This window comes from Mesorhizobium sp. WSM4806 (genome assembly GCF_055811635.1).
Genome location: NZ_JBVVQZ010000019.1, coordinates 62091 through 84331, shown reverse-complemented (window position 1 = coordinate 84331; position 22241 = coordinate 62091). Strand labels below are relative to the sequence as shown.

General features: G+C 63.6%; 23 protein-coding genes. 12 read left to right on the top strand and 11 right to left on the bottom strand.

Annotation, left to right across the window (positions count from 1 at the left end; genetic code table 11):
• Positions 1-14: 14 nt before the first annotated feature.
• From AC0L2M_RS26060 to AC0L2M_RS26040, 5 genes are all read right to left on the bottom strand, one after another.
• Positions 15-1340, bottom strand: coding sequence for a bifunctional folylpolyglutamate synthase/dihydrofolate synthase (locus AC0L2M_RS26060; RefSeq protein ID WP_287328157.1), 1326 nt, complete (start codon positions 1338-1340; stop codon positions 15-17).
• Positions 1341-1465: 125 nt separating this feature from the next.
• Positions 1466-2392, bottom strand: coding sequence for an acetyl-CoA carboxylase, carboxyltransferase subunit beta (gene accD / locus AC0L2M_RS26055; protein ID WP_023796893.1), 927 nt, complete (start codon positions 2390-2392; stop codon positions 1466-1468).
• Positions 2393-2487: 95 nt separating this feature from the next.
• Entirely contained in the window at positions 2488-3327 is an 840-nt protein-coding gene (gene trpA, locus AC0L2M_RS26050; protein ID WP_023796892.1) for a tryptophan synthase subunit alpha, read from the bottom strand.
• Positions 3328-3329: 2 nt separating this feature from the next.
• Positions 3330-4580, bottom strand: a complete 1251-nt coding sequence (gene trpB, locus AC0L2M_RS26045) for a tryptophan synthase subunit beta (protein WP_128168868.1) — start codon at positions 4578-4580, stop codon at positions 3330-3332.
• 33 nt (positions 4581-4613) lie between these two features.
• On the bottom strand, positions 4614-5273 hold the full coding sequence (locus AC0L2M_RS26040) for a phosphoribosylanthranilate isomerase (protein WP_128168877.1): 660 nt from the start codon (positions 5271-5273) through the stop codon (positions 4614-4616).
• 140 nt (positions 5274-5413) lie between these two features.
• Here AC0L2M_RS26040 and AC0L2M_RS26035 point away from each other — a divergent pair, with 140 nt between their 5' ends.
• Positions 5414-5632: a hypothetical protein gene (locus AC0L2M_RS26035; RefSeq protein ID WP_023796889.1), complete on the top strand. Its 219-nt coding sequence runs from the start codon at positions 5414-5416 to the stop codon at positions 5630-5632.
• Positions 5633-5641: 9 nt separating this feature from the next.
• On the opposite strand, the gene AC0L2M_RS26030 is transcribed toward AC0L2M_RS26035, so the two are convergent.
• From AC0L2M_RS26030 to AC0L2M_RS26015, 4 genes are all read right to left on the bottom strand, one after another.
• Positions 5642-6400, bottom strand: coding sequence for a M48 family metallopeptidase (locus tag AC0L2M_RS26030; RefSeq protein ID WP_027152023.1), 759 nt, complete (start codon positions 6398-6400; stop codon positions 5642-5644).
• A gap of 104 nt (positions 6401-6504) precedes the next feature.
• On the bottom strand, positions 6505-6975 hold the full coding sequence (locus AC0L2M_RS26025; RefSeq protein WP_473536280.1) for a DUF2852 domain-containing protein: 471 nt from the start codon (positions 6973-6975) through the stop codon (positions 6505-6507).
• Between the two features lie 117 nt (positions 6976-7092).
• Positions 7093-8235, bottom strand: coding sequence for a benzoate/H(+) symporter BenE family transporter (locus AC0L2M_RS26020; RefSeq protein WP_023796887.1), 1143 nt, complete (start codon positions 8233-8235; stop codon positions 7093-7095).
• A gap of 3 nt (positions 8236-8238) precedes the next feature.
• Positions 8239-9015: an alpha/beta hydrolase gene (locus AC0L2M_RS26015; RefSeq protein ID WP_473536279.1), complete on the bottom strand. Its 777-nt coding sequence runs from the start codon at positions 9013-9015 to the stop codon at positions 8239-8241.
• Positions 9016-9226: 211 nt separating this feature from the next.
• On the opposite strand from AC0L2M_RS26015, the gene infC reads away from it, so the two are divergent.
• From infC to pheT, 8 genes are all read left to right on the top strand, one after another.
• A complete protein-coding gene (gene infC, locus AC0L2M_RS26010) occupies positions 9227-9763 on the top strand; it encodes a translation initiation factor IF-3 (protein ID WP_287220710.1) in 537 nt (178 codons plus the stop codon).
• A gap of 140 nt (positions 9764-9903) precedes the next feature.
• On the top strand, positions 9904-10548 hold the full coding sequence (locus AC0L2M_RS26005; protein ID WP_023796884.1) for a methyltransferase family protein: 645 nt from the start codon (positions 9904-9906) through the stop codon (positions 10546-10548).
• 51 nt (positions 10549-10599) lie between these two features.
• Complete coding sequence (locus tag AC0L2M_RS26000; RefSeq protein ID WP_287171451.1) at positions 10600-11256, top strand: methyltransferase family protein; 657 nt, start codon at positions 10600-10602, stop codon at positions 11254-11256.
• A gap of 175 nt (positions 11257-11431) precedes the next feature.
• Complete coding sequence (gene rpmI, locus AC0L2M_RS25995; protein WP_006201248.1) at positions 11432-11635, top strand: 50S ribosomal protein L35; 204 nt, start codon at positions 11432-11434, stop codon at positions 11633-11635.
• Positions 11636-11672: 37 nt separating this feature from the next.
• Positions 11673-12074: a 50S ribosomal protein L20 gene (rplT, locus tag AC0L2M_RS25990; RefSeq protein ID WP_023796882.1), complete on the top strand. Its 402-nt coding sequence runs from the start codon at positions 11673-11675 to the stop codon at positions 12072-12074.
• A 95-nt stretch (positions 12075-12169) separates the two neighbouring features.
• A complete protein-coding gene (gene pheS / locus AC0L2M_RS25985) occupies positions 12170-13255 on the top strand; it encodes a phenylalanine--tRNA ligase subunit alpha (RefSeq protein WP_287226637.1) in 1086 nt (361 codons plus the stop codon).
• Complete coding sequence (locus AC0L2M_RS25980) at positions 13252-13674, top strand: GFA family protein (RefSeq protein WP_027152017.1); 423 nt, start codon at positions 13252-13254, stop codon at positions 13672-13674. The genes pheS and AC0L2M_RS25980 overlap by 4 nt, the downstream gene beginning before the upstream one ends.
• Positions 13671-16079, top strand: coding sequence for a phenylalanine--tRNA ligase subunit beta (gene pheT, locus AC0L2M_RS25975; RefSeq protein WP_473536278.1), 2409 nt, complete (start codon positions 13671-13673; stop codon positions 16077-16079). The genes AC0L2M_RS25980 and pheT overlap by 4 nt, the downstream gene beginning before the upstream one ends.
• 312 nt (positions 16080-16391) lie before the next feature.
• Here pheT and AC0L2M_RS25970 read toward each other — a convergent pair whose 3' ends face one another.
• Positions 16392-17387, bottom strand: a complete 996-nt coding sequence (locus AC0L2M_RS25970) for an aldo/keto reductase (protein WP_473536277.1) — start codon at positions 17385-17387, stop codon at positions 16392-16394.
• A gap of 96 nt (positions 17388-17483) precedes the next feature.
• Between AC0L2M_RS25970 and AC0L2M_RS25965 the strand changes: the two genes are divergently transcribed.
• From AC0L2M_RS25965 to AC0L2M_RS25955, 3 genes are all read left to right on the top strand, one after another.
• Entirely contained in the window at positions 17484-18404 is a 921-nt protein-coding gene (locus AC0L2M_RS25965; protein WP_023796877.1) for a LysR family transcriptional regulator, read from the top strand.
• A gap of 205 nt (positions 18405-18609) precedes the next feature.
• Positions 18610-19596 carry a Gfo/Idh/MocA family protein gene (locus tag AC0L2M_RS25960; RefSeq protein WP_091592606.1) on the top strand — a complete coding sequence of 329 codons (987 nt, stop codon included), beginning with the start codon at positions 18610-18612 and terminating at the stop codon, positions 19594-19596.
• Positions 19597-19632: 36 nt separating this feature from the next.
• Entirely contained in the window at positions 19633-21291 is a 1659-nt protein-coding gene (locus tag AC0L2M_RS25955) for an FAD-binding dehydrogenase (RefSeq protein ID WP_473536276.1), read from the top strand.
• Between the two features lie 5 nt (positions 21292-21296).
• Here the strand turns inward: AC0L2M_RS25955 and AC0L2M_RS25950 are convergent, their stop codons facing one another.
• Positions 21297-22238 (bottom strand): alpha/beta hydrolase, encoded by a 942-nt coding sequence (locus AC0L2M_RS25950; protein WP_473536275.1) that lies wholly within the window; start codon positions 22236-22238, stop codon positions 21297-21299.
• Positions 22239-22241: the final 3 nt, after the last annotated feature.

Sequence of the window (22241 nt, the reverse complement as noted above, 5' to 3'; positions counted from 1 at the left end):
GGTGAACACGCGCCTCAAACCGGCGGCGTGCCGTTTTCGGCCAGCACCGCGCCGGCCAGATAGAGCGAGCCGCTGATCAGGATGCGCGGCGGCGGTCCGTCCCACGTGTCGCGTAGCAGCATCAGCGCATTGGCGACGGAGCTCACCGGTTCGGCCGACAGGCCGGCCTCGACGGCGCGGATCGCCAGTTCGTCATTCGGCACACTGGCCTCGCTGAGGCTCACCGGCACCGTGTAGACATGCCGCACCAGGCCCTTAAAGGCGCGGAAATAGCCGCTCTGGTCCTTGGTGTTGATCATGCCGCAAATCAAGAACAGCGGCCGCGGGTTTTTTTCCTCCTGCTCGGCCAATGCCTCGGCGACGACCACGCCGGCGCCGGGATTGTGGCCGCCGTCGAGCCAGATGTCGGCGCCCTTTGGCGCCAGTTCCGTCAGCGTGCCTTGCGGCAATTTCTGCATCCGCCCCGGCCAGGTGACATTGGCCATCGCCTTGTCGGCGACGCGATGGCTGATCTCGAAACCTGCCGACTTGACCGCCGCAATCGCCGCCGCCGCATTGGCGAACTGGTGGCGCCCTGGCAGGCGCGGTGGCGACAGGTCCATCAGCCCGTCTTCGTCCTGATAGACCATCCGGCCGTTTTCCTCGAAGGCGAGGAAATCCTGGCCATAGACGAAGGCGGGACAGTCGAGCCGCTCGGCGGTTTCGATAAGCACCTGAAGCGCCGTTTCGCTTTCCTGCGCGCCAATGACCACCGGGCAACCGCTCTTGATGATGCCGGCCTTTTCGGCTGCGATCAGTTCGACACGGTCGCCGAGAAAGGATTCGTGGTCGAGCGAGACCGGCATGATCACCGACACCGCCGGCTCGGTGATGACATTGGTGGCATCAAAGCGGCCGCCAAGGCCGACCTCGATGATGACGGCATCTGCCGGATGTTCGGAAAACAGCAGGAAGGTGACGGCGGTGAGGATCTCGAAGACGGTGATCTTCTGGCCTTCATTGGCCTTGGCGACGCGGGCGATGGCATCGGCGAAGACCTCGTCCTCGACCAGCCTGCCGCCGCCGTCGGCGGCCAGCCGGTAGCGCTCATGCCAGTTCACCAGATGTGGCGATGTGTGGACATGGACGCGGTGGCCGGCCGCTTCGAGCAGCGCCCGCGAAAACGCGGCGCAGGAGCCCTTGCCGTTGGTGCCGGCGATGTGGATGACCGGCGGCAGATGGTCCTGCGGATTGCCAAGCCGCTCCAGCAGCCGCGAAATACGGTCGAGCGAAAGATCAAAGCCCTTCGGATGAAGCGACATCAGGCTTTCGATTTCGCGGTCGGCGGCAAGCGTGCTCATGGGAGAATCCTAGCGCATGACCCCGAAAAATCGAAATCGATTTTCGGAAAGGAATCATGCGTGAATCAAGATGCTACAGCGCCACAGATGGCGCGCAATCGCGGTTCGCGACGACGGATGTCGCGTCAGGCTTGCGGGCGTGCTTCCGCCGGGACCGCCACCGGCGGCAGGATTTCCGGTTCCAGCGGCTTTTCTTCTTCCGGCAGCTTGAGCAGCATTTTCAGGAGCCGTGCGATCGTCTGGCGCATCTCCAGCCGCGACACCACCATGTCGACCATGCCGTGCTCCATCAGATACTCGGAGCGCTGGAAGCCGTCGGGCAGCTTTTCCCTGATCGTCTGCTCGATGACGCGCGGCCCGGCAAAGCCGATCAGCGCGCCGGGCTCGGCGATGTGCACGTCGCCCAGCATGGCGTAGGAGGCAGTGACGCCGCCGGTAGTCGGATTGGTCAGAACGACGATATAGGGAAGACCGGCTTCCTTCAGCCGATCGACGCCGATCGTGGTTCTCGGCAATTGCATGAGCGACAGGATGCCCTCCTGCATGCGGGCGCCGCCGGAGGCCGCGAACAGGATCAGCGGCCGCTTGCGTTGCACTGCGACCTCGAAGCCACGAACGATGGCGTCGCCGGCGGCCATGCCAAGCGAGCCGCCCATGAAGGCGAAGTCCTGCACGGTCACCACCACCGGCAGGCCTTCGACGGTGCCCAGCGCATTGATGATCGCGTCCTCCAGCCCGGTCTTGGCCTTGGCGTCCTTCAGCCGGTCGGTGTAGCGCTTCTCGTCGCGGAATTTCAGCGGATCCTGCACCACCTTGGGGTTTTCGAGCATCTCGTACTTGCCGTCGTCCATGAAGAATCTCAGCCGCTCCCTGGCCGAGATCTTCATGTGATGTCCGGAGGACGGGATGACGAACTGGTTCTGCTCCAGATCCTTGTGGAAGACCATCTCGCCGGTCTCCGGATCCTTGATCCAGAGGTTTTCAGGCATGTCGGTGCGCCGGCCGAGCATCGAATTGATCTTCGGTCGAACGTAGTTGGTGATCCAGTTCATCGCTTCGGCTCCTGTCCTGACGAAGAGTTAGACCATGATCCCGAAAAGTGGAAACCGGTTTTCGGTGGAGATCATGGTCAACCAGAAGATCAAGACTATTCGGCGGCAGCAAGGCGGGCCGCGCGCACGCCTTGCGAAAGCCCGCTGACCAGCGTGGCGACCGCCTCGGCCGGGTCGGCGGTCTTTTCGCCCTTCGGCCCCAGAACATTGGCGACCGCATTGACGATCGCAGTGCCGACGACGACGCCGTCGGCCGACGCTCCGATGATGCGCGCCTGCTCGGCGGTCTTGACGCCGAAGCCGACGCAGACCGGCAGGTCGGTATGGCCCTTGATGCGCCCGACCGCCGCCGCCACCTTGCCGGTGTCGGCAAGTGCTGAGCCGGTGATGCCGGTCATCGACACGTAATAGACGAAGCCGGAGGTGTTCTGCAGCACCTTGGGCAGGCGCTTGTCGTCGGTGGTCGGCGTCGCCAGCCGGATGAAATTGATGCCGGCCCTCAGCGCTGGAATGCAAAGCTCCTCATCCATTTCCGGCGGCAGGTCGACGACGATCAGCCCGTCTATGCCGCTGGCCAGCGCATCCCCGAGGAAGCGGTCGACGCCGTGGATGTAGATCGGATTGTAGTAGCCCATCAAAACGATCGGCGTTTCATTGTCGGTGGCACGAAATTCCGAAGCCATCTTCAGCGTCTTGACCAGCGTCTGCCCGCCTTTCAGCGCGCGCAGGCCGGCCGCCTGGATCGCCGGGCCGTCGGCCATCGGATCGGAAAACGGCATGCCGAGCTCGATGATGTCGCTGCCGGCGCCGGGCAGCGCCTTCATGATCGACAGGGAGGTGTCGTAGTCCGGGTCGCCGCCCATGAAATAGGTGACGAGTGCCGGGCGCCCTTCGGCCTTCAGTTTGGCCATACGGCGGTCGATGCGGGTGGTCATGATCAGATCTCCATGCCCAGCATATTGGCCACCGTATGCACGTCCTTGTCGCCGCGGCCGGACAGGTTGACGATGACGATCTGGTCCTTGTCCATGGCGGGCACGATCTTCACCGCATGCGCGATGGCATGGGCGGATTCGAGCGCCGGAATGATGCCTTCGACGCGTGTCGTCAACTGAAACGCCTCCAGCGCCTCGTCGTCGAGAACAGGCACATAGTCGACGCGGCCACTGTCGCGCAGCCAGGAATGCTCCGGCCCGACGCCGGGATAGTCGAGGCCGGCCGAAATCGAATGCCCGTCCATGATCTGCCCGTCGGCGTTCTGCAGGAGATAGGTGCGGTTGCCGTGCAGCACGCCGGGCGCGCCGGCGTTCATTGAGGCGCAATGCTCGATGCCGTCGAGGCCGCGGCCACCGGCCTCGATGCCGATGATCTTTACGCTGCGGTCGTCGAGGAACGGGTGAAAAAGGCCGATGGCGTTGGAGCCGCCGCCGACGGCGGCGATGATGGTGTCCGGCAGCCGGCCTTCCTGCTCGAGGATCTGGGCGCGCGCCTCGATGCCGATCACCGACTGGAAGTCGCGCACCAGCTCCGGATAGGGGTGCGGGCCGGCGGCGGTGCCGATCAGGTAGTAGGTGTCCTCGACATTGGTCACCCAATCCCGAAGAGCTTCGTTCATGGCGTCCTTCAACGTGCCGTGGCCGGCAGTCACCGGCCGCACCTCGGCGCCGAGCAGCTTCATGCGGAAGACGTTCGGGCTTTGCCGGGCGACGTCGGTGGCGCCCATATAGACGACGCACGGAAAGCCGAAACGCGCCGCCACGGTGGCCGACGCCACGCCGTGCTGGCCGGCGCCGGTCTCGGCGATGATGCGCTTCTTGCCCATGCGCTTGGCCAGCAGGATCTGGCCGAGGCAGTTGTTGATCTTGTGCGAGCCGGTGTGGTTCAGATCCTCGCGCTTGAAATAGACCTTTGCGCCGCCCCCAACGCCTTTCGCCGCGGAAGCCTCGCGAAGATGCCTGGTCAGACCTTCGGCGAAATAAAGCTTCGACGGCCGCCCGGCATAGTGGGTCGAAAGGTCAGTCAGTTCGGCCTTGAAATCCGCATCGTCCTTGACCTCGTTCCAGTGCCGTTCAAGGTCGAGGATCAGCGGCATCAACGTTTCGGCAACGAAACGACCGCCGAAGATGCCGAACATGCCCTGCTCATCGGGTCCGGTGCGGAAGGAATTGGGTATCGCCGGCTTGTTCATCGCCGATCTCCTAGCTTGTGGTTTGAAGCACGGTCAGGCGGCGCGGTTGGCGTGTGCTGCCCTGACGGCCCGGAAAAACTGTTCGATCAGCGCCGGATCCTTGACGCCCGGCGCGCTTTCCACGCCCGAGGAAATGTCTAGTCCGGGCGGGTTGGCAAGCCGAAAGGCATCGCCGATGTTGGCGGCGTTGAGCCCACCGGAAAGCATGTAATCGACGCCTGCGTCAAGGCCGGCCAGAACGCGCCAGTCGAAGGCAACGCCGTTGCCGCCCGGCAGTTGCGAACCCTTCGGCGGCTTGGCGTCGAACAGGAAACGGTCGGCAATGCCGACGAACGGTCTTGTCCGCTCCAGGTCGGCAGCCTCGCTGACCGGCAGCGCCTTCATCACCGGCAGGCCATAGCGGGCCTTGATCTCGGCCACCCGCTCCGGCGTTTCCGAGCCATGCAGCTGCAGCATGTTGGGCTGCATTTTTTCGACGATTTCATCCAGAAACGCATCGCCGGCGTCGACTGTCACGGCAACCGCCCTGGCCTTGCCGATTGCCGCTTCGCGCAAGCGGCCGGCTTCCGCCGGCTCGACATAGCGCGGGCTTTTGGCAAAGAAAATAAAGCCGACATGACTGGCGCCGCCGGCCAATGCCGCGGCCAATGCCTTGTCGGTCTTCAGTCCGCATATCTTGATGTCGAGCGCCATGACGCGGGGATTGGCACGAAACGGCAAAAGAGTCGAGAAAAAGCGCATGTTTGCCACCGGCGCGGAACGCGCTACCTTCCTAAGACAAGAGAGCGGAACGGGCTACTTACTAAAGATAATACCGACGGGAGCAAACAAGCATGGCAGACGATACCGTCGCCCAACTCAGGCAAAAAGTCGCGCAGGCTCGCGAGGTCATCGCCCATCTGATGGACAAGGCCGCCTTCAACGGCGCCGAGGCACACCGCGCGCTCGACTATTTCGGCAGCAACGCCTTCAAGAAGGACTTCCTGCCATGGCCGCGCCATACCGACGAGGGGCTGCGCCCAGAGGAGTTGAACGCGGCGAATGATGATTGACCGGGCGATCTATTCGAACATGATCGCTTGTAGCGCGCCGCCATTGCGCTTGAGCCAGTCCTTGCAGCGCTCGGTGTCGGGGCAGAGCTGCTCGCACAGCTTCCAGAATTTCGGGCCGTGGTTCATCTCCTTGAGATGCGCCACCTCATGCGCGACGAGATAGTTTATGACCGGTCGCGGCGCCATCATGATGCGCCAGGAGAACGACAGGTTGCCGTCCGACGTGCATGACCCCCAGCGGCTCGACGTGTCCTTGAAGCGGATTGCCTTGGCGCGCTTGCCGATCGTCCCAGTGTGCCTGACCACCAACCGCTCGATCTCGCGCTTGGCCTCGCGCTTGAGGAAATCGGCGATGCGGCGCGGCAGGTGCACGCGCTCGCCATGCACGATCATCAGCGGACCGCGTTCGTCGCACGACAGCGTGACGGTACCGCGTTTCGAGGGCTCATGAACGATGCGATGCGGCACGCCGCGCACCGGAATTTTGATACCGGGCCGCACCTGCGGCCGGTTGGGCACTTTGGCCAGCCGCTGCTCCAGCCAGTCCTGATGGCGGTCAAGGAATTTTTCCACCTCGCCTCGCCGCAGGCCCGGTGGCACGGTGATGCGTAGGCCCCGGCCACCGGAATCGATGCGCAGCGTCAATCGCCGCGCCCGGTCGCTCTCGACGATCTTGAGCGGCAGCGTGCGGCCGGCAACACAATGCTCCCGCTCCACGACGGGGGCGGGCCTGGGTTTGGTCAGGTTGCGGAAGAAGCCGAATGACATGGCCAGGACGATACGTGATTCGAGGAAAACGAATAGAACAAAAAAGAAACGGCGCCGCTGACGCGACGCCGTTTTTGATTATTATTTATGTCGAGGCAAGTGCCTTACTCGTCAAGCAGGCCTGGCGTGGATTTGCCACCGCCGGTTGTGGGCCCGCCGGTTGTGGGCGACGTCGACTTGTTGCGGTTCGCCATGAAGCGGTCGAACTCTTCCTGGTCCTTGGCGCGACGCAATTCCCTGGCGTATTCGTCGAACTCGCTCAGCATCTCGTCGAGCTTGCGGCGCTCTTCATTGAGCCGCTCGAGTTCTTTTTCGCGCCAGTCGTCGAAAGCGACGTTGCCGGTGCGGGCAGAGCCGTGGCCCCAGCGCGCCGCTTTGTCGGAACCGCGGCGGCAGCCGGCGAAGATGCCGTCGGTCGCGCGGTTGACGTCGCGCTTGAAGCCGTCAAGCCGGTCGCCCCAAATGATGTAGGCGAGCATGGCGAGGCCGAGCGGCCAGAACACCATAAAACCGATCACCATCAGAGCGATGGTCGCCGGCATCCAGGCCGGACGGATCAATGCAGATGTGTTCATTTTCTCCCAATCCTTCAGTTGGAGACAGCCAATCCCGGCTGCGTGGAATCGAAATGGGATGAGAAAAACGGCGATTCAAGACAGTGTCGGCCAAAACCGGACAAGCGTTTGAAATGATTATCGCTTTTTGAGCGTTTCAAGGAAAAGGACGACCAGGCCCGCAATCAGGCCCCAGAACGCCGCACCGACGCCGAATAGCGTCAGCCCCGAGGCGGTGACGGCAAAGGTGACGGTAGCGGCCATGCGTTCGCCGTCTTCCTTCAAGGCGATCGACAGCGCGTTGGCGAGCGGCGCCATCAGCGCCAGTCCGGCGACAAGCACGATCAGGCTCTGCGGCAGCACGGCAAAGATCGCCACCAGCGAGGCGCCGAAAATGGCGAAGACGAGGTAGGCAAGCGCGTAGAAGGGACCGGTCTTCCAGCGCTCGCCCGGATCGGGATGCACGTCGGGGCCGGTGCAGATCGCCGCCGAGATCGCCGCCAGGTTGGTGGTCGAGGCCCCGAATGGCGCCGACAGCAACGAAAGCAGGCCGGTGACGCCGATCAGCGGGCCGGGTTCCGGGTGGTAGCCCGCCGCCCTCAGCACGGCGAGGCCGGACAGGTTCTGCGAGGCCATGGTGACGAGATAAAGCGGCAGCGCCAGGCCGATGATCGCTGTGACGGTGAACTGCGGCGCAATCAGCGTCAATGTCGAAAGTTCCGGGGTCGGCAGACCACCGACCCGGCCGGTGAGGAACGCGGCAGCGCCGCCGCCGATCAGCACCGCCAGCACCGAGAGCGCCGGATTGAACAGGCGGATGACAAAGAAGGCGGCGATCAGCGGCAGGATCAGCCACGGGTCGACGGGAATCGCCTTCACCGCATTGACGGCGAAGGTGACGACGATGCCGGCGAGCATCCCCGACGCGACCGAGGCCGGTATCCTGGCGATCAGCTTGGTCAAGGGCCTGAACAGGCCGGTGGCAATCAGCAAAATCCCGGTGACGATGAAGGCGCCGACGGCCTCGTTGATCGAAAAGCCACTCGATGCCGCGATCAGCGCCACCCCCGGCGTCGACCATGCGGCGATGACCGGCATCCTGGTGCGCCACGACAGCCACAGGCTCTCGATCGCCATCGCGAGGCAGATCGCCGTCACCCAGCTCGCGGTTTCGACTTGCGTCGCGCCGACTGCCTTGGCGGCGGCGATGACGATGGCCAACGTGCCGCCGAAGCCGACAATCGCTGCAACGAAGGCGGATACCGGAATGGAAATGCGCATGTCCTAGCCTGCCTGCCGCACGATGGCATTGACCGCCCGCACCAGCATGTCGAGATCCTGAGGCCGCGACAGGCGATGGTCGCCGTCGGGGATCAGCGACAGCGTGACGTCGTCGGCCGGCAGCAGGCCGACCAGTTTCAGCGCATGGCTCGGCGGCACGTCGGCATCGGCCAGCCCTTGCAATATGTGGACGGGGCAGTGGGTGTCGATCGGCCCGGTCAGCACCCGGTTGTTGCGGCCGTCCTCGATCAGCGCTCGGGTGTAGATGTAAGGCTCGGCCGAATAGTCCGACGGCTCCTCGAAAAAACCTTTTTTGGCAAGATCGCGCTTCTGCGCTTTGGTCAGCGCCGGCTCGACCAACTCGGCGGTGAAATCCGGCGCCGGCGCTAGAAGCACCAGACCGGCGATGCGGTTCTCGCCTGGCGTGTGCAATTCCTGGCGCAATACCTGGACCATGCGCAGCGCGATCCATGCGCCCATCGAGGAGCCGACCAGGATTTGCCTGCCTTGCGTGAAATGATTGAAGACGGCGAGACTTTGCGAAAGCCAGTTCGAGACGGTGCCGTCCGCAAAGGCGCCGCCCGATTCGCCGTGACCGGAATAGTCGTGACGCAGGAAAGCCCGGCCTTGCCCGCTCGCCCATTCCGCCAGCTTCTCGGCCTTGGTGCCCAGCATGTCCGACTTGTAGCCGCCGAGCCAGACAATGCCTGGCTCGGCACCCGCAGCGCGCCTGACAGCGATGCTGGTTCCGTCGACGTCGAGAAAAACCGGTGCGGTCATGGCTCACTCCTCACGCAGGTCTTTTGACACGGCGGACGGCTCAACGAAAAGTGCTCGGCAACTTTCTTCGTTTGGTGCAGGCAGAAGTCAGGGAACAGGTGATTTCCTGTGAGCGCTGTGCTATTGACTCCGGCCGCGCGCTCACCACATTGGCGCGTTCGCAATTCTGAATTGAAAACCCCGAACGAAACGGCTCAAGGAGACCACGACCATTCGCAGACCTTTCAAAGCAACGGCGCCCACCAAGGAGGGCCCGCGCTCCAACCGTGACATCCGGGTTCCCCGGGTCCAGCTTATCGACGCCGAAGGCCACAACCATGGCGATGTCTCCATCAACGACGCATTGCTGCTCGCCGAAGAGGCTGGGCTCGATCTGGTCGAGATATCGCCCAACGCAGCGCCGCCCGTCGTAAAAATTCTCGATCTCGGCAAGCTGAAATACGCCAACCAGAAGAAGGCGGCCGAGGCGCGCAAGAACCAGAAGGTCATCGAGATCAAAGAGATCAAGATGCGCCCGAACATCGACAGCCATGACTACGAGACCAAGATGAAAGCGGTCCGGCGGTTTTTCGAGGAAGGTGACAAGGTCAAGCTGACATTGCGCTTTCGCGGCCGCGAGATGGCGCATATGGAACTCGGCATGCAGCTTTTGAACAAGGTTCGCGAGGAAGTTGCACCGATCGCCAAGGTCGAAGCCGAACCGAAGCTCGAAGGCCGCCAGATGATGATGGTGCTGGCGCCCCGCTAGGCGATTCCGCTAAAGCGGGTCCCGTCAAAGCAAAGGCCGCTTCGGCGGCCTTTTGTTTGTTTTTGTCTTCGCCATGATTTCTCCGCAAGTTGCATCGACAAGGATTCCGGTTGCCGGTCCTCGCGGCGAAAGGATTGTCCATGGCCGCTGCGGCACGTTCCCCGATTGAAAGATCGTTCGACGAAATGGGCCGCTATCAGCGGCGCCGGCGCGTCCTGCTGGCGCTGCTGATCGGTGCTTTTTGCGCTTTGCTGATCTTCGGCGGCTCCACCCACGATGAACTAGGCCACGAACGCATAGAGGGGCAGTACGGCATCGCCCTGATACTGATCGGGATTGGCGGCCGGCTCTGGTCGATCCTCTATATCGGCGGCCGCAAGTCGGCCGAACTGGTTGCTACCGGCCCATATTCGGTGATGCGCAACCCGCTGTATTTTTTCTCCACCATAGGGGCCGCCGGCATCGGCGCCCAGACCGGCAGCGTGATCGTCTCGGTGGCGTCGGCGGTTTTGTGCGCGGCCGCGTTCTACATCGTCACGCTGCGCGAGGAACGGCATTTGACGACCGTGCTCGGGGCGCCGTACAAGGACTACATCGCACGGGTGCCGCGGTTTTTTCCCAATCCCCGGCTTTATCGCGATCAGGCCGAGGTCACCTTCACACCGCGCATTTTTAATCACACGCTGCGCGACGGCTTGATGTTCGTGGCTTCCGTACCGTTTTTCGAACTCATCGAGTCCGGACAGGAAAGCGGTGTAATTCCCGTCCTCTTCTGGCTGTATTGAACTGCGGATGCCGCGATCGCCGGCAAGTTCCTCGACGATTGGATTCCCGACATGCTCAATGAAGTAAAATCGGCGCAGGCCGAACAAGCGCAGGCCAGGCGTGCGCTGGGCAGGTATCAGCACGCGCGCAGGATGGTGCTTGCCGCCCTCGTGGTCGTCATGTTCGCAGCGCTGCTGTTTGGCCAGTCTGCTTTTCCTCCCGAAAGCGTGCCGCACGAAACGATCGAAATGGTCGGCGTCCTGCTGATCTTTCTTGGCATTGTCGGGCGCTTGTGGTCGACGCTCTATATCGGCGGACGCAAATCCTCCGAGGTGGTTACCGGCGGACCCTATTCGATCACCCGCAATCCGCTCTATGTCTTCTCCTCGATAGCTGCCGCCGGCGTCGGCGCGCAGATGGGCTCGATCACTGCGGCGATCGGCTTCGCGGTGATTTGCGCCGCCGCCTTTCACGTCGTCATCCTGCGCGAAGAGACGTTCCTGAAGGAGGCCTTCGGAACGCCATTCCAGGCCTATATGGCGCGAGTGCCGCGCTTCTTCCCGAAGCTTTCGCTGTATCAGGAAGGCAACACCGGCAGCTTCAAGCCGCGCCTGCTGCGGACGACGCTGCTGGACGGACTGGTGTTCCTCGTTGCCATGCCGTTTTTCGAATCGATCGACGCCGCCCAGCAATCGGGCATACTGCCGGTGCTGTTCCGTTTCCCATAGGCCCATTGTGTGTCGGCACGAGGTGTTGCACGCCGGCCCGCTTTGACGTATAGCACCGCCGTTCCCAAAAACCGCCCGGCAGGGCATGCCGTGGCGGTTTCATTTGCTTTTCGGGCTTTGGTCGGCCTGAAGCGAACAAAAAGCGCGATGATGCGCACATAAACGGAGTAGCAAAATGCCCAAGATGAAGACCAAGTCAGCCGCCAAGAAGCGGTTCAAGATCACAGGTACGGGAAAAGTCCTGTCGGCTGCGGCCGGCAAGCGTCACGGCATGATCAAGCGTTCCAACAAGTTCATTCGAAATGCCCGCGGCACGATGGTTCTGGCTGAACCGGATGGCAAGAAGGTCATCAAGAATTTTCTGCCGAACGGCCTCTAAGGCATTCGGTCTGGACAAGTTTTAAGGAGATCATGACATGGCACGCGTAAAAAGAGGCGTCACCTCGCACGCCAAGCACAAAAAGGTCCTGAAAGCCGCCAAGGGTTTCTACGGCCGCCGCAAGAACACCATTCGCATCGCCAAGCAGGCGGTGGAGAAGTCGCTGCAGTATGCCTACCGCGACCGCAAGAACCGTAAGCGTTCGTTCCGCGCTCTGTGGATCCAGCGCATCAATGCCGCGACCCACGAGCATGGCCTGACCTATGGCCGGTTCATCGACGGTCTCAACAAGGCCGGCATCGAGATCGATCGCAAGGTCCTGTCGGACATGGCCATCCACGAGCCGCAGGCATTTGCCGCCCTTGTGGCCAAGGCCAAGGTCGCGCTCGAGTACCTCAAGAACACCACGCCGAACGCTTTTGAAAGCGCTGTAGCCTAACCAGCGCCTTCCCAAGCACATCGACACTTGATTTGGGAAACCCGCGCTGGCAGGGCTGGCGCGGGTTTTTCTTTGCCTTCAATCGAGTCTGAAACATGAGTGACATGGAAACTCTCGAAAATTCCCTGATGAGCGACATTTCGTCGGCCGCCGACGAGCAGGCGATCGAAGCCGTGCGTGTTTCAGCGCTCGGCAAGAAGGGCTCGGTCTCCGAAATGCTGAAGACGCTCGGCTCGATGAGCGCAGAAGAGCGCCAGATAAAAGGCCCGGCGATCAACGGTCTCAAGAACCGCATCACCGAGGCGCTTACCGTGCGCCGCGCCGAACTCAAGGACGCAGCGATCGCGGCACGGCTCGCGGCGGAAAAGGTCGACGTCACACTGCCGGTGCGGCAATCGCCGGCCGAGCGCGGCCGCATCCATCCGATCAGCCAGGTCAGCGACGAGATTGCCGCGATCTTCGGCGACCTCGGCTTTGCCATCGCCGAAGGTCCCGATATCGAGACCGATTACTACAATTTCACCGCGCTGAACTTCCCGGAAGGCCATCCGGCGCGCGAGATGCATGACACCTTCTTTTTCCAGCCGGACGAGAAGGGCGAGCGCAAGCTTTTGCGCACCCACACCTCGCCGGTGCAGATCCGCACCATGGAGGTGCAGAAGCCGCCGATCCGAATCGTCATTCCCGGAAAAACCTACCGCCAGGATTCCGATGCCACGCACTCGCCGATGTTCCATCAGGTCGAAGGGCTGGTGATCGACAGATCAGCCAACGTCGCCAACATGAAATGGGTGCTGGAGGAGTTCTGCAAGGCCTTCTTTGAGGTACGCCAGGTCAAGATGCGCTTCCGGCCGAGCTTCTTCCCGTTCACCGAACCCAGCATGGAGGTCGACATCCAGTGCGACCGTTCGCGGCCGGGCGAGGTGCGCTTTGGCGAAGGCTCCGACTGGATGGAGATCCTCGGCTGCGGCATGGTCCACCCCAATGTGCTGAGATATGGCGGGCTCGATCCCGACGAATATCAGGGCTTTGCCTGGGGCATGGGCATCGATCGCATCGCCATGCTGAAATACGGCATGCCGGACCTGCGCGCCTTCTTCGACGCCGATGTGCGCTGGCTGTCGCATTACGGCTTCCGGCCGCTCGACATGCCGACGCTGTTCGCAGGCTTGAGCACATGACAGCGGCCCACACCGGCGGCTGCCGCTGCGGCGCCGTGCGGTTCGAGGCTTCGGCCGAACCGCACCATGTCAGCTATTGCCATTGCGGCGATTGCCGGCGGGCCAGCGGCGCGCCGGTATCGGCCTTCGTCGGCTTCATCACCGAGCAGGTCGCCTTCACGGGTAAGGCGCTGAAGATGTTCGAGAACGGGCCGGTGACGCGCTCCTTTTGCGGCATCTGCGGCTCGCCGATCGCCTATGTCGATGAGCGGCTGGCCGACCACATCTACTTCATGCTCGGCGCCATGGACATGCCGGCCTATTTCAAGCCGACGCACCACGCCCATGTGCGCGAGCAGCTTCCCTTCGTGCACATGCCGGATGACTTGCCGAGACATCTGAAGACCAGCGTGCCCAGACCAGACGGAACACAGTCATGAAATTCACCCTCTCCTGGCTCAAGGACCACCTCGAGACCGACGCCTCGCTCAACGAGATCGTCGAGCGGCTGACCTCGATCGGCCTCGAAGTCGAGCATGTCGACGACAGATCGAGCCTAAAACCCTTCGTCATCGCCAAGGTGCTGGCGGCGGTGCAGCACCCCGATGCCGATCGGTTGCGCGTGCTGACGGTCGATACCGGCGACGGCAAGGCACCCGTGCAGGTTGTGTGCGGAGCGCCGAACGCCCGCGCGGGCCTGATAGGCGCCTTTGCAGCACCCGGCACCTATATTCCGGGCATCGACGTGACGCTGACGGTCGGCAAGATCAGGGGCGTCGAAAGCCACGGCATGATGTGCTCCGAGCGCGAGCTTGAGCTTTCCGAAGAGCATGACGGCATCATCGATCTGCCGGCCGATGCGCCGGTCGGCACCAGCTTCGCCGCCTATGCGCATCTCGACGATCCGGTCATAGAGATCAATTTGACGCCGAACCGTCCGGACGCGACCAGCGTCTACGGCATTGCCCGCGATCTGGCGGCGAGCGGGCTCGGCCGCCTCGTCGGCGGCGCGATCATGCCGCATGCCGGCAGCGGCATGTGCCCGGTGAAGGTGACGATCGAAGCCCCGGAGCTCTGCCCCGCCTTCGCCCTGAGATTGGTGAAAGGCGTGAACAACGGTCCGTCGCCGAAATGGCTGCAGCAGCGGCTGATCGCCATTGGGCTTCGGCCGATCAGCGCGCTGGTCGATATCACGAATTTCGTCACCTTCGATCGCGGCCGGCCGCTGCATGTGTTCGACGCGAACAAGGTCGCCGGCAACCTTACCGTGCGCCGGGCGCGTGACGGTGAAAAGGTGCTGGCGCTTGACGGCCGCGAATACACGCTGACGCCTGACATGTGCGTGATAGCAGACCAGGACGGCGTCGAATCGATCGCCGGCATCATGGGCGGCGAACATTCCGGCTGCGACGAGAACACCACCGACGTGCTGATCGAATCGGCGCTGTGGGATCCGATCACCACGGCCCGCACCGGCCGCACGCTCGGCATCATCAGCGATGCGCGCTACCGCTTCGAGCGCGGCGTCGACCCGGAATTCATGGTGCCCGGCGTGGAGTTGGCGACCAAGCTGGTGCTGGACTTCTGCGGCGGGACGCCGACCGAAACCGAGGTCGTCGGCTATGCCGGTCACGCGCCGAAGATCGTTTCCTTCCCGCTGTCGGAAGTGAGGCGGCTGACCGGCACAGAGGTGCCCATGGAGGAGAGCCTCGCCATTCTTTCGCGCCTCGGCTTCAAGCCGGAAGGCGCGGGCGATGTCGTCGATGTGGCAGTGCCGTCCTGGCGGCCGGATGTCGACGGCAAGGCCGATCTGGTCGAGGAGGTCATGCGCATCCATGGCGTCGACAACATCGCGCCGCAGCCGCTCGGCGCGCACGATGCCGTCAACGCCAAGATCCTGACTGTCCTGCAGGTCCGCACCCGCGCCGCCAAGCGGGCGCTGGCGGTGCGCGGCATGATGGAGGCGGTCACCTGGTCGTTCATTCCGGCAAAACATGCCGAACTGTTCGGCGGCGGCCAGACCGCACTGAAGCTCGCCAACCCGATCGCTGCCGACATGTCCGATATGCGGCCGTCGCTGCTGCCGGGCCTGATCGCCGCCGCGCAGCGCAATGCCGACAGGGGCATCGGCGATGTCGCGCTGTTCGAAGTGTCCGGCACCTATGAGGGCGATGCGGCCGACCAGCAGCGGCGCGTCGCCGCCGGCGTGCGGCGCGGCACGGCCAAGCTCGACGGTTCCGGCCGCCACTGGGCCGGCAATGCCGGTCCGGTCGGCGTGTTCGACGCCAAGGCCGACGCGATCGCAGCACTTGAAGCCTGCGGCGCGCCGGTCGAGCGGCTGCAGATCGAGGCCGGCGGCCCGGCCTGGTATCATCCCGGCCGCTCCGGCACGATCAAGCTCGGGCCGAAGGTCATTTTGGGCACGTTCGGCGAGTTCCACCCGAAGACGCTGGAGGAACTCGACGTCTCCGGGCCGCTCTGCGGCTTCGAGGTTTTCATCGATGCCGTGCCCGAGCCGAAGGCCAAGCCGACCCGGACGAAACCGAGACTGGAACTGTCCGGGTTCCAGGCGGTCAAGCGCGATTTCGCCTTCGTCGTCGACAAGGCGGTCGAAGCCGGCACGCTGACCCGCGCAGCCCTTGCGGCTGACAGGAAGCTGATCACCAACGTTTCGGTCTTCGACGTGTTCGAAGGGACGTCACTCGGCGGCGCCAAGAAATCGATCGCCATTGAAGTGTCGATCCAGCCGGTCGAAAGGACGCTGACCGACGAGGATTTCGAGGCGCTGGCCAAGCGCATCGTCGAGAATGTGCATAAGCAGACTGGTGGCGTGCTCAGAGCCTGACGCTGCGAACACATGGCGATCACTGTCGTGCCGTGGTGAGCCGAGTATTCTCCGCAGAAGTTGGGGGGACAGCGCCCTCTCTGTCCTGTCGGACATCTCCTCCGACAGGAGTGAAGATGGCTGTTTCGCCGTCCCGCCATCTTACGGCGTTGGCAGTTGGCGAAAGTGGGAGAGATCCAATCTCCCCACTTGAGGGGGAGATGTCCGGCAGGACAGAGGGGGGTGTCTCGCGCCCACGTCTCGCAATTGTTACGCGGGGCTCGAAAAAGGCGCATCGAAACGCCCCGTTTCGATTACTCCGTAGATCACCGTTTATCCATTGACCAGCGCCAGCATTTCTTCGGTGTAGCGCTTGCCGACGACCTTCTCCGGCGACAGGGCGTCGCCAATGGCCGCCACCTCCGCCTGGCTCAGCGCAATCTGTGCTGCTGCCGCATTCTGCTCGAGATGGCGGATTTTTCGCGCACCGGGGATCGGCACGATGAAATCGCCCTGATGCAGCACCCAGGCGAGCGCCAGCTGCGCCGGCGTCACGCCCTTGTCCGCCGCCATTGTCTCCAGCGTGGCGACAACGGCCGCATTGGCGGCCATGGCGTCGGCCTGGAAGCGCGGTGGTCCACGCCGCCAGTCATCGGCACAGAGCACCTCTGGCTTGGCGATCGTTCCCGTCAGCAGGCCGCGGCCGAGCGGGCTGTAGGGGACAAAGCCGATGCCGAGTTCGCGGCAGACGGCGAACACCTCTTCCTCCGGATCGCGGCTCCACAGCGAATATTCGCTCTGCACGGCTGATATCGGATGCACCGCATGCGCCCGGCGAATGGTCACCGCGCTCGCCTCCGACAGGCCGAGCGCGCGCACCTTGCCCTCGCGCACCAGCTCGGCCATGGCGCCGACCGTATCCTCGATCGGCACATTGGGATCGACGCGATGCTGGTAGTACAGGTCGATCACCTCGGTGCCCAGCCGCTTCAATGACGCTTCGAACACCGCCTTGACGTGTTCGGGGCGGCTGTCGACACCCGCCATGCGCTCGACGCCGTTGCCTTCTTCAAGGATTTTGAAACCGAATTTCGTCGCGATCGTCACTTGGTCACGCACCGGCTTCAGCGCCTTGCCGAGCAGGATCTCATTCTCGTACGGGCCATAGACCTCGGCCGTGTCGAAGAAATTGACGCCGATATCGACGGCGCGGCGCAGTGTGGCGATCGCGTCCACCTCCGGCTGGCCGCCATAGCCGAAGCTCATCCCCATGCAGCCGAGGCCGACCGGATAGACGTCAAGTTCATTTCCAAGCTTGCGGGTTTGCATCACGCGTCTCCTTGTTGTGATGCGACAGAGATAGCGCCTTGCACCGCGTTCTATAATCGGCTCTTACTCGCACGGGCTGTTCTAAAAGATAGATCAATGAACCGAACGCATCTCTCCCAACTTGCGGTGCTGGCAACCGTCGCCCAGTGCGGCAGCTTTCGCGGTGCGGCCAAGGAGCTTGGCATAGCGCCCTCCGCAGTCAGCCATGCGGTTTCCAGCCTGGAGGCGCGTCTTGGCGTGCGGCTCCTGGCGCGCAGCACGCGCAGCGTCGCCCCGACCGAGGAAGGCGCGCAGCTGCTCGAGCGGCTGAGGCCGGCGCTGTCGGAAATCGATCTGGCGCTGGAATCGGCGGTCGAGGCGCGCGACCGGCCGGCTGGCAATCTCCGGCTGACCGTGCCGCGCACCGCCGCCCACCTGGCGCTGACGCCGCGGCTCGGTGCCTTTGCATCGGCCTATCCCGACATCGTGCTGGAGATCGTCATCGAAGACCGCTTCACCGATGTGGTCGAAGGCGGCTTCGACGCCGGCGTCCGGCTCGGCGAGAGCCTGCAACGCGACATGATCGCTGTGCGCATCGGTCCAAACCTTCGCGGCGCCGTCGTCGGCGCGCCATCCTATTTCGCGACCATGCCCAGGCCGCGCCATCCACACGATCTCGTCGGTCACCGTTGCATCCGCTTCCGTTTCTCCAGCGGCATCCTCTACCGCTGGGAATTCGAGAAGGACGGCGAGGAGATCGAACTGGCGGTGCAAGGGCCGCTGATCCTCGACGAGGACCATCTGATCGCCAATGCGGCGGCCGACGGCGCTGGGCTTGCCTTCCTGTTCGAGGACTATGTCCGCGAGGCGTTGGCCACCGGCCGGCTCATTCGCGTGCTGGAAGACTGGTGCCCGCCCTTCGACGGTTTCTTCGCCTACTACCCGAGCCGCCGCCAGATGCGGCCGGCGCTGCGAGCCTTTGTCGATTTCTTCAAGATAGAAAGCCGGCTTGTAGGAGCGTCGTCGGCTTCGACATGACACATACAGGTAGAAGGGGATAGCCTTTGCAGGACCTGGTTTCCTCCCCCTTTGCGGAGACGAGGAACCCAAGCTCTGCGGAGGGCAGCGCCGGCATCCGAACAAGCCGCAGACGATCGGCTTGCTCGCTGCCATGCTTCGCATTGGCTTTTTTGCCGATTTCAGGCAAACCTCCACGCCTGCAATTTGAAGAGGGAGAAGCCTGATGTTCCGATGGGGTGTTTTGTCGACGGCCAAGATCGGCCGCGAGCATCTTTTGCCTGCAATGGTCGAGGCGGAGAACGGCGTGCTGTCGGCGATCGCCAGCCGCGACCTGTCGAAAGCCCGTGCCCTGGCCGATCGGTTCGGCGCCCCCCATGCCTTCGGCTCCTATGACGAGCTGCTCGCATCCAGGGATGTCGACGGCGTCTACATCCCGCTGCCGACCGCCCAGCATGTCGAATGGACCGCCAAGGCGATCGAGGCCGGCAAGCATGTTCTGGTCGAAAAGCCGCTGGCGCTCGACGCCAGGGACATTCCGCCGCTGATCAAGCTGCGCGACGCCAAAAACGTGCTGGTCTGCGAAGCCTTCATGGTCGTCTACCACCCGCAATGGGTCAAGGTGCGCGAGCTGATCGCCAACGGCGCCATCGGCCGGCTGCGCCATGTCCAGGGCGCGTTCTCCTACTACAATGTCGATCCCAAGAACATGCGCAACCAGCTCGACCTCGGTGGCGGCGCGCTGCCCGACATCGGCGTCTACCCGACGGTGTCGACGCGCTTTTCGACGGGCAAGGAGCCGCTGCGCGTCCAGGCGACGATCGAGCGCGACAAGACATTCGGCACCGACATCTACTCCTCGATCCGCGCCGATTTCGGCGACTTCGAATTGTCGTTCTATCTGTCGACGCAGATGGCGGCGCGGCAGGTGATGGTGTTCCACGGCGAGAAGGGCTTCATCGAGGTGCTTTCGCCGTTCAACGCCGGCATCTACGACCACCATCGCATCGAGCTGCACAACCAGAACCACAGCGAGGCGCAAGTGTTCCGCTTCCCCGGCATGCAGCAATACCGGCTGGAGGTCGAGGCCTTCGCGCGGGCGGCACAGGGCGGCACCGACCGCGTCTTCACGCTGGAAGAGTCCGTGCTCAACCAGAAGGTCATCGACGCCATCTTCCGCGCCGGCGAGAAGGAAGGCTGGGAGACGGTCTGACAATCGTCAGCCGGGGAGGAGAGCCGGGGGGAGAAAGTGGCTGACGATGCGGATGTGATCATTGTCGGCGCCGGCCTTGCCGGGCTCGTCGCGGCGGCCGAGCTGGCCGAGGCCGGCAAGAAGACCATCGTTGTCGACCAGGAGCCTGAACAGTCGCTCGGCGGCCAGGCGTTCTGGTCGCTTGGCGGCATCTTCCTCGTCGATTCGCCCGAACAGCGGCGCATGCGCATCCGCGATTCGCATGATCTGGCGCTCGAGGACTGGCTTGGCACCGCCGCCTTCGACCGTGCGGAAGATTTTTGGCCGCGCCGCTGGGCCGAGGCCTATGTCGGCTTCGCCGCCGGCGAGAAGCGCTCCTGGCTGACGCAGCGCGGCATGAAGTTCTTCCCAATCGTCGGCTGGGCCGAGCGCGGCGGCGGCAACGCCGTCGGCCACGGCAATTCGGTGCCGCGCTTTCACGTCACCTGGGGCACCGGGCCGGGCGTGCTCGACCCGTTCGTACGGCGCGTGCGCGAGGCCGAGAATAGCGGGCTGATCCGATTCAAATTCCGCCACCGGGTCAACGAACTGACGCAGACAGGCGCCGCCGTGAATGGCGTGCGCGGCGACATGCTTGAGCCGAGCGATGTCGAGCGCGGCCGCAGGAGTTCGCGCGATATCGCCGGCGATTTCGAGCTCAAGGCGCAAGCGGTCATCGTCGCCTCCGGCGGCATCGGCGGCGATCCCGAGCTTGTCCGCAAAAACTGGCCGCAGCGGCTCGGCACGCCGCCCAAGTGCATGATCTCTGGCGTTCCCGACCATGTCGACGGCCGCATGCTGGCGATCACCGAACAGGCCGGCGGCAGCATCATCAACCGCGACCGCATGTGGCACTATGTCGAAGGCATCAGGAACTGGGCGCCGCTCTGGACCGACCATGCAATCCGCATCCTGCCCGGCCCGTCGTCGCTGTGGCTCGACGCCCGCGGCAAGCGCCTGCCGGTGCCGCTCTATCCCGGCTTCGACACGCTGGGCACGCTCAGCCACATCATGAGCACCGGCTTCGATTATTCCTGGTTCATCCTGACCAAAAAGATCATCCAGAAGGAGTTCGCGCTGTCGGGCTCCGAGCAGAACCCCGACCTCACCGGAAAAAGCTGGCGCCAAGTGCTTGGCCGCGCCACATCGGGCGTTCCCGGTCCGGTAAAGGCGTTCATGGAGAAGGGCGAGGATTTCATCGTCGAGCCTGATTTGCCGGCGCTGGTCGCCCGCATGAACGCGCTTGTCGGCGGCGAGCCGCTGCTCGAACTGGCGCAGGTCGAGCACGAAATCCGCGCCCGTGACCGGCAGCTCGACAATCCGTTCTCCAAGGATATGCAGATCACCGCCTTGCGCGGCGCCCGAGCCTATCTCGGCGACCGGCTGATCCGCACGGCCAAGCCGCACAAGATGCTCGACCCTGCCAATGGGCCGCTGATCGCGGTCAGGCTCAACATCCTGACCCGCAAGACGCTGGGCGGTTTGCAGACCGATCTCGACAGCCGCGTCCTGGGTACCGATGGCCAACCGGTCGAAGGATTGTACGCGGTTGGCGAAGTCGCCGGTTTCGGCGGCGGCGGTATGCATGGCTATGCGGCGCTGGAAGGGACGTTTCTTGGCGGCTGCATTTTTTCAGGCCGCAGCGCCGGCCGGGCGGCGTCGCGGGCAGTGGGGTAGGACCCTCACCAGATCCATTCGCCGCGTCCCAGAGCCGATACCGCGTCGACGATCCGGGTAAAGCTCGAGCGCGCACGACCGACCGTGTGCCGGCCTCTGAGATAGCCATGCACCAGCCCCGGCTCTTCGAACCAGTAGGCGTGACCCTCCTCCGCGACGAGGCGGTCGCGATAGGCCTCGCCGTCTGACGACAGCGGGTCGCATTGGGCGGTGATCAGCACAGTCGGCGGCAGATTGGCAAAATCGGCATCGGCCAGCGGCGACAGCGTGAGATCGCCGGTGCGGTCTTCGCCGCCGGTCCTGATATTCGTGTAGAAATCGAGGTCGCGGACCGTCAGCATCGGCGCCTCGGCATGGGTCACGTAAGAGCCTTGCGAGCGGTCGCCGCCAAGGCCGGGATAGATCAGCACCTGGCCGATCGGCCTTCGTGCATGGCCGCGCGTCGCATGGCTGACCGCGGCGGCAAGATTGCCGCCGGCGCTGTCGCCGCAAAGCAGGATCGGGCGCTTGTAGGTCGTCGCCGCCCATTCGAAGGCGCTGATGGCATCGTCGAAGCCGGCCGGATGCAGATGTTCCGGCGCCAGCCGGTAATCGACCGAAACCACCTCATAGCCGGTGCGGCTGCAAAGCTCGGCGCAGAGGTCGTCATGGCTGTCGAGCCCGCCGAGGATATAACCGCCGCCATGGAAATAAAGCACCATCGCCGCCGCTTCCGGCGCGGGTGTGCGGTAGATGCGGATCGGGATGGGATGCGAAGGCGTGGCAATGGCGGTGGTCTCCGCCGTAACGTTGTCTGGGTGGCCGGCAGAGAATTCACGGCACATGCGGTCGTAGATGTCGCGCTGCTGATCGATCGTGTAGTCGATCGCATCAGGCGGATAGTAGGAATTGGTCCGCTCGATGAAGGCCCAGGTCTCGGCGTCGATCAGTTTTTTGTAGTCGGTCATGGA